The organism is Marinomonas sp. A3A, assembly GCF_018336955.1.
Lineage (GTDB): Bacteria > Pseudomonadota > Gammaproteobacteria > Pseudomonadales > Marinomonadaceae > Marinomonas > Marinomonas lutimaris.
Map to the genome: position 1 here is coordinate 2,389,815 of NZ_CP025532.1, position 7,075 is coordinate 2,396,889.

Below are 7,075 nucleotides of genomic sequence, written 5' to 3' on the forward strand. Positions count from 1 at the left end.
TGCTGACAACGTTACTTGTCACGGCAAAAAATAAGGCGCCATTCAGGCGCCCTATAAACACTTATTAAATAATATTTTCCAGAAAGCTACTGACCAATATAAGCATTTAGAAAAGCCTTTGTTCGCTCTTCTTTTGGTTGGGTAAAGATAGCTTCTGGCTCACCCTCCTCCACAATGACACCTTTATCAAAGAAGCACACTCGATCACTAATTTCTCTTGCGAAGTACATTTCATGAGTTACCAGCAACATAGTAAAGCTTTCTTCTTTGACAAGATTACGAATAACATCCAGTACTTCATCAACTAATTCTGGGTCTAATGCCGAAGTAATCTCATCCAACAACAAGATAGAAGGTTTCATCGCAAGCGCTCGTGCAATACCTACTCGCTGTTTTTGGCCACCAGATAAATCATTTGGGTAACTGTCCGCTTTATCTGCTAGACCAACCAACTGCAGTAATTTCTCTGCGAATTCCTCAGCTTCAGCCCTTGAAACACCTTTGACTCGCATTGGTGCTTCAGTTATGTTGCGTTTCACCGTCATATGGGGAAACAAATTAAAATGCTGAAAGACCATTCCAAGATGATTACGCATTTTATGTAGGTGCTTATTGTTCGCAGGAACATATTGTCCCTGCCAAGGCATATGCCAAAGTGACTCGCCCGCTACATTTATATAACCGCCGTCAATACCTTCTAACGTCATCAAGATTCGAAGCAAGGTACTCTTACCTGAGCCACTTGGCCCAATGATTGAAACTATCTCGTTTTCTTCTACTTTAAAGTTAAAATCACTAAAAATGACGGTTTCACCAAAGCACTTTTTCACATTTTTGAATTCAATAATGGGTGCACTCATTTCAAACTAAATCCTTCTTTTGGAAAGCGTCTTTCAACCTGATGAATACCGTAGGCTGCTAAAAGACTAAACACGAGATACAAAATCCCAACTAAGGTAAAGGGTTCTAGATAGCGGAAGTTCTCAGAGCCAATAATCTTCGCCATTTGCAGCATTTCCAATAAAGTAATGGCAGAAAGCTGAGGCGTTTCCTTAAACATGGCAATGATGTAATTACCTGTCGCAGGGATCATTGGGCGAATTGCTTGAGGGAGCACGATATCTTTGTAGGTATCAACAATCGTTAAATTCAGCGCTCTAGCAGCTTCCCACTGGCCTTTTTCAATACCATCGATACCACTACGAAACACTTCCGATAAATACGCGCCATAATGAAGACCTAAAGCAAACACACCCGTTGCTAGCGGTGACATACTGATACCAAATTCCGGCATCACGTAATACAAGAAGAAGATCTGTACGAGCAAAGGCGTACTCCGAATAAACTCAACCACCCAGTAAATCGAGATACGTAGTGTGCGACTATTGCTACGACGCAACAAAGCAAAAACTAGCCCCATCACAATCGCAAAAATGCTGCCGAGCAAAGTTGCCAATAAAGTCACTTTTGCCGCGGTTAGAATCATAGGAAACACTTCCCATGTAAACGCCCAGTCCCAATGAAATCCATTCATGAATGAAGCCCTCCACGACCTAAACCTTTGCTAAGGTGCGTTTCTAAACGCCTAATAAAAAAGACTAAGAATTGAGCTATAACAAAATAAAACAACAACACCACACCAAAGATCTCACCAACCTGTAAGGTTGTATCAGCTAGCATTTTTGCTTTAAAAGTCAAATCACCAATAGTAATCAGAGATACCAATGAGGTTGCTTTCACTAACTCAATAGCTAAATTACCAAACGGTGGGATCATATTAACTAAGGCTTGCGGCATAATAATTCGCCACAATCGTTGGGAAGAAGTAAAGTTTAATGCAATAGAGGCTTCATATTGCCCCTTCGGTACAGATTGAATAGCACCACGTACTACTTCCGTACCATACGCACCAATATTTAGTCCCAAGGCAACAACTGCTGCCGTCATCGCATCTATGGTTATCCCAAAGAATGGCAACACAAAATAAATCCAGTACAGCTGTATAAGAGCCGATGTTCCGCGGAAGAATTCAATGTAAACAATTGCGATTTGTTTGAATGGGGTTGGAGCGTAAAGGCGAATCAATCCAAAGCTGAAGGCCATTAACACAGCGAGAGGCAATGCCATTGCCACAATTTGTATTGTAACAACGGCCCCCTGGAGTAATACGGAGACAATTTCTCCAAATTCCATGAGTCTAATTCCCCAGTGTTATTTACACAATTTCGCAGCAGTCATGCCACCAGGAGAAGTATGCTTACCAAAACCGTAAGGCTCTACCATTGCAATATGCTCTTTTGTATCGATAAAGCCTTTCAATTCTGTATTGAATGCATCACGCAAAGCTGTATCAGCTGGGCGGAAACCAAAACCACCATAGCCTTTAACTGATTCACCCTTAATCATAAGAGGAGTAAAAGGCTGCGCTAATTCAACACGATCATCTTTTTGAGCCAAAGACGCCATGGTCAAGCTCGTACCAGCTAGCGCATCAATACGACCTGATTTAAGGGCAGCAACACCAGATGGATAATCTGGAAGAGTTACGATTTTGCTTAAATCAATACCGTAGTCACGCGCATAACCGTATTCAACAGAACCAGACATAACGCCCAACTTCACAGATTTAGCATCAATATTGTCGTAACCATTTAACTCTTTCGGGTTGCCATTTTGAACCAAAAAGCCTTCGCCAATGCTGTATGTAGGATTAGAGAACAAAATTTGCTTGCAGCGTTTTGGCGTAATGTACATACCTGCTGCAATCACATCAAAACGCCCAGCACGCAATCCCGGAATCAAAGAACCAAATTCCGTAACAACAACTTTTACGTTATCTACACCAAGATCATTCAGGACTTTAACCGCAATACTAGGAGCTTCGCCAGCCGGCTCACCATCTGGGGTGGTGTAACCATAAGGTACTTCATTGGCCACACCTATTGTCACAGTGCCCTCATCTTTTATCTTATCTAACGTCGTCGCCACAGCAGACACGGAGAAAAGCGCAACGGCAAAACTCATTAGAGATATAAGATATTTTCTGCATAGCTTTTTCATAATAAACCTCATGTTCCTTAGAAAAATGGTTAAAAAATAGCGTTAAGTCTCTTTACACTAAATAAAATGAATCAAATGATCAAGAACTATTTAGATCTGTAATCATTAGATCACTTATTATAGATGCTAAATTTAACCAACCACTTTAAAAATATAGAAGGTGAATTCAATGTAAAAAGGAATGAAAAACGAATACTGAAAGGCAAAAAAATACCAGACAATGTCTGGTATGGTATTTACTGTAAACTAAACTTTAACGCGTGGATCTAGAGTCTATATTGACCCAAGCATCCCACCCTTGCCATTCTTCCTGAAGGTCCATTTCAGCTTTAGAACGACCACTTTTCGTTAGAACCACATTGTAGATAGTAGCGATAAACCTTTTCATGATATTTTCCCCTGCTTCAAGTTGATGTAAAAAGCATAAGCACTTGAAAGACATTTATAAAATCGCCATTAGCTAACAACTTAATATCTAAAAACTATTCTTAGGAAGATTACTTTATTTCACTGCTAAAACAGGCAATTTAACCTGAACGGTTAACCCTTGAGGAAGTACACTCTCGAAAGAAAGCGAACCTTGATACTTGTCAACGATATTTTTAACAATAGACAGCCCAAGCCCCGCACCTTCTGCCTCTCCAGAACGAAAAAAACGCTCACTGAGCCTTTGCTTTTCTTCTTTACTAACACCTTTTCCTGCATCCATTACCTTTAGTTCAACTTGATTTTCAAACTGTTCCCATACTACTTTAATCACCGAGTTACTAGGCGAGAATTTAATGGCATTACTAATTAAGTTTTGTAGCAATATCTCAATATGATTAGTCTCGACATAACAACACCAAGGCAAGTTATCATCAACTTCTAGGCTAATCTCAACGCCTCTCTTCCAAGCCAAGGGTAGAATATCAGCAATCATCGAACGGCTAATTGCCAGTACATCCACTCTTTCTTTAATAACTTTTTTCTGATGCTCAAGACGAGCTAGCGCTAGCAATTGAGATACTATTCTAGTAGAACGATCAACGCCCGATGTAAGCTGAGTTAACGATTTATTTCTCTCTAAATCATTCTCTGCCGACGCTGCATTTTCAGCATGGACCCTGAGAATACTCAAGGGGGTTCTTAATTCATGAGCCGCATCTGCTATCCAACGTTTTTCCCTTTCCATCAACACATCAATTTCCACAAGCAACCCATTCAAAGCAGTTTTGACAGGAATTAACTCTTCAGGCACATGAGACATTTCGATTGGTTCTAACTTAGTTGGAGTAATCTTCTGAATACGCCGAGCAAGCTGCTGAAGAGGCTCGAGTCCAAGGCCAACCGCAGCCCACACAAGAACAGCCAAAATAGGCCAAGCTAATATCTCAGGAAAAAGAGTTTGGAAGACAATTTGATCTGAAATTTCTCCTCTTACATCAGAACGCTCAGCAACGATGACTTTTATATCGCCTGCGGTTTGATTTAAGGTAAAAGTTCTCCACTTATAGTGATCGGCAATTGCATCACCATAACCAAATGAGTCTTCCTTCTGTTGTGAGAAATTCATGGAGTCAGAGGCAATTTTTAATTTACCCCCACTCCAAATTTGATAAAATATTTTACTTTCGTATTTATGACCTACAGATGAATCTGTATTAGCCTCGTCAATCAAGAGAGGTGATATAGTGCTTACATTAGAACTGAGTTTTTCGATATTCTCAGATAACGTAAGTAGTAAGCGTGCTTGCTGAGCTAATCTGGCATCAAATAACTCTTCAACTTCGTGATTTGCAAACAGCAAACCAATCACCATAATAAGAATGCTTGTCATGGTAAAAAGGCACATGACAAAAAAAAGTGTCCTGCGTCGAATTGAGCTTAATAATTTTTTTCTAGCCCACCTCTTGATCGACCACATAACCAATGCCTCGTATGGTGCGGATTAATTCAGGAAAGAGTTTTTTACGCAAATGATGAATATGCACCTCAAGCGCATTACTTTCGACATCATCCCCCCAACCGTACATTAGCTGCTGAAGGACATCGCGGGTAAATACATGGCCAGGCTGGCTCACAAGCTCATGCAGCAAAGAATACTCTCTACGAGTTAGACTTATCTCTTTGTCTTGGTACGTTACTTTGTGACTTGCTGGGAACAACACAAGTCCTTTGTAATGAATCTCACTAATTGCTCGCCCATAACTGCGACGTAATAAAGCTCGTGCTCGAGCCTTCAATTCAGTTACATCAAAAGGCTTGACTAAATAATCGTCCGCACCTAAATCTAAACCAGCCACTCTATCCTCCAAACCATCTCTAGCTGTAAGAATAAGAACAGGCACCCTATTTTCATTGGCGCGTAATTGCTTCAGTACAGCCAAACCGTCTAACCTTGGCAAGCCTAAATCCAAAACAACCAAATCAAACACTTCATTCGCTAATGCTTCCAAAGCATGAATGCCATCATGAAGTAAATCAACTGTATAACCTTCACGCTTTAAGGCGGTAACAAGACCATCTGCTAACGAAAGATCATCCTCTACAACTAGTATTCGCAAACCTATTCCTTCTTTCATAAGTTTGCCAAGGCTGATTTTTGCATGCTGTTAAATTGCACTAAATCCATTTCACCTTGGCGAACATTGAGTAAATCACCATGAGATGAAAAGAATAACAGAGTTAGAGGAGCAAATACGCCACATTTTGATAAAAAAACTTGTAGGGAGTTCGTCTTTTTAATTAGGTCACACTGAGTAAAAGCAAGCACAGAAACTACAAGCCATTTTATTTGACAAAAAGAAGTATTCACTTGATGCTCCTAAATCTACAGATGATCAAATACTATAGATAAGAAACCTTAAGTAAAACTTACGCTTCTCATTTTCAAGCTTAATTCTTTTTAAGAAGACGCTACTAGCTTCGACTTGCGATATCGTGATTTTTACCATTGGTTACAATGGTCTTTTAAGTTAGGTCGTATTCTAAACTAAGGCAATTCCACACCTATCCCATTGTTATTCGATGACTTTTTTGTGAAACGGAAAAAGCCCTGACAGTATTAACTATCAGAGCTTTCTTAATCAAATCTTGATAACGACCTACTCTCACATGCTTGCCTTTCATAAAAAGCCCCACACAGCAAAGCCCTATGAAATCCCAAGATATAAAAAAAGCCCTGACAGTATTAACTATCAGGGCCTTCTTAATCAAATCTTGATAACGACCTACTCTCACATGGGATCTCCCACACTACCATCGGCGATGGCGCTTTTCACTTCTGAGTTCGGGATGGGATCAGGTGGTTCAACGCCTCTATGATCATCAAGAAAACTGGTTTGTTTTACTAGCAATTGTCTAATAAAACCAAATTTTCAATCACCTAATAATATTAGGATTTAAATATAAATCTTGACGATAAACTATTATTACATGCTTGTCTGTCAAAATAGACCTACACTATCGTGTAAATTTATTTCTAAAATATTAAAGCTTGACGACGACCTACTCTCACATGGGATCTCCCACACTACCATCGGCGATGGCGCTTTTCACTTCTGAGTTCGGGATGGGATCAGGTGGTTCAACGCCTCTATGATCGTCAAGCAATTCGTTTTGCGTTTGTTTTGAGNTGCACTATNTTGTGCGCTGACTTTTTATCGTTAGCTTGTCTCAAAACACGCGAATACGTGCTTGGATCTTTAACAATTCTTTTTTGAAATAGCGATAATCAAGGTCAAACCAGTTTCTATCGTACTATGTGTCTTTGTCATTTTGATGATCTTGAGCCTTCACTCTTCTCATCCAAAACCACTTTGGTGTTATATGGTCAAGCCTCACGAGCAATTAGTATTGGTTAGCTCAATGCCTCACAGCACTTACACACCCAACCTATCAACGTCCTAGTCTCGAACGGCTCTTTAGGGGACTTATGTCCCAGTGAGATCTTATCTTAAGGGAGGCTTCCCGCTTAGATGCTTTCAGCGGTTATCCCGTCCGAACATAGCTACCCGGCAATGCCACTGGCGTG

The 7,075-nt window shown here is 40.2% G+C and carries 8 protein-coding genes, 2 rRNA genes and 1 other annotated feature; all 10 genes read right to left on the reverse strand.

What is annotated here, in order from left to right; all coding sequences use genetic code 11:
* Window positions 1-86: 86 nt before the first annotated feature.
* Window positions 87-860, reverse strand: a complete 774-nt coding sequence (ehuA, locus tag CYL31_RS11135) for an ectoine/hydroxyectoine ABC transporter ATP-binding protein EhuA (protein ID WP_283248194.1) — start codon at window positions 858-860, stop codon at window positions 87-89.
* Entirely contained in the window at window positions 857-1,534 is a 678-nt protein-coding gene (gene ehuD / locus CYL31_RS11140) for an ectoine/hydroxyectoine ABC transporter permease subunit EhuD (RefSeq protein ID WP_072841758.1), read from the reverse strand. The genes ehuA and ehuD overlap by 4 nt, the downstream gene beginning before the upstream one ends.
* Entirely contained in the window at window positions 1,531-2,193 is a 663-nt protein-coding gene (gene ehuC, locus CYL31_RS11145) for an ectoine/hydroxyectoine ABC transporter permease subunit EhuC (RefSeq protein WP_212915326.1), read from the reverse strand. The genes ehuD and ehuC overlap by 4 nt, the downstream gene beginning before the upstream one ends.
* Before the next feature lie 18 nt (window positions 2,194-2,211).
* Window positions 2,212-3,060: an ectoine/hydroxyectoine ABC transporter substrate-binding protein EhuB gene (gene ehuB / locus CYL31_RS11150; protein WP_212915327.1), complete on the reverse strand. Its 849-nt coding sequence runs from the start codon at window positions 3,058-3,060 to the stop codon at window positions 2,212-2,214.
* A 253-nt stretch (window positions 3,061-3,313) separates the two neighbouring features.
* A complete protein-coding gene (locus tag CYL31_RS20830; protein WP_283248030.1) occupies window positions 3,314-3,448 on the reverse strand; it encodes a hypothetical protein in 135 nt (44 codons plus the stop codon).
* Window positions 3,449-3,562: 114 nt separating this feature from the next.
* A complete protein-coding gene (locus CYL31_RS11155; protein WP_212915328.1) occupies window positions 3,563-4,879 on the reverse strand; it encodes an ATP-binding protein in 1,317 nt (438 codons plus the stop codon).
* Between the two features lie 61 nt (window positions 4,880-4,940).
* A complete protein-coding gene (locus CYL31_RS11160) occupies window positions 4,941-5,606 on the reverse strand; it encodes a response regulator (protein WP_212918890.1) in 666 nt (221 codons plus the stop codon).
* A gap of 14 nt (window positions 5,607-5,620) precedes the next feature.
* Complete coding sequence (locus CYL31_RS11165) at window positions 5,621-5,857, reverse strand: hypothetical protein (protein WP_212915329.1); 237 nt, start codon at window positions 5,855-5,857, stop codon at window positions 5,621-5,623.
* A 402-nt stretch (window positions 5,858-6,259) separates the two neighbouring features.
* Window positions 6,260-6,374, reverse strand: a 5S ribosomal RNA gene (rrf, locus tag CYL31_RS11170).
* A 162-nt stretch (window positions 6,375-6,536) separates the two neighbouring features.
* Window positions 6,537-6,651 (reverse strand): 5S ribosomal RNA (gene rrf / locus CYL31_RS11175).
* A 232-nt stretch (window positions 6,652-6,883) separates the two neighbouring features.
* Window positions 6,884-6,985 (reverse strand) — a sequence feature (23S ribosomal RNA rRNA prediction is too short).
* Window positions 6,986-7,075: the final 90 nt, after the last annotated feature.

Coding starts and splice junctions, on each gene's coding strand:
- ehuA (WP_283248194.1), bottom strand. CDS start 860: ATGAGTGCACCCATTATTGAATTCAAAAATGTGAAAAAGTGCTTTGGT.
- ehuD (WP_072841758.1), bottom strand. CDS start 1,534: ATGAATGGATTTCATTGGGACTGGGCGTTTACATGGGAAGTGTTTCCT.
- ehuC (WP_212915326.1), bottom strand. CDS start 2,193: ATGGAATTTGGAGAAATTGTCTCCGTATTACTCCAGGGGGCCGTTGTT.
- ehuB (WP_212915327.1), bottom strand. CDS start 3,060: ATGAAAAAGCTATGCAGAAAATATCTTATATCTCTAATGAGTTTTGCC.
- CYL31_RS20830 (WP_283248030.1), bottom strand. CDS start 3,448: ATGAAAAGGTTTATCGCTACTATCTACAATGTGGTTCTAACGAAAAGT.
- CYL31_RS11155 (WP_212915328.1), bottom strand. CDS start 4,879: ATGACAAGCATTCTTATTATGGTGATTGGTTTGCTGTTTGCAAATCAC.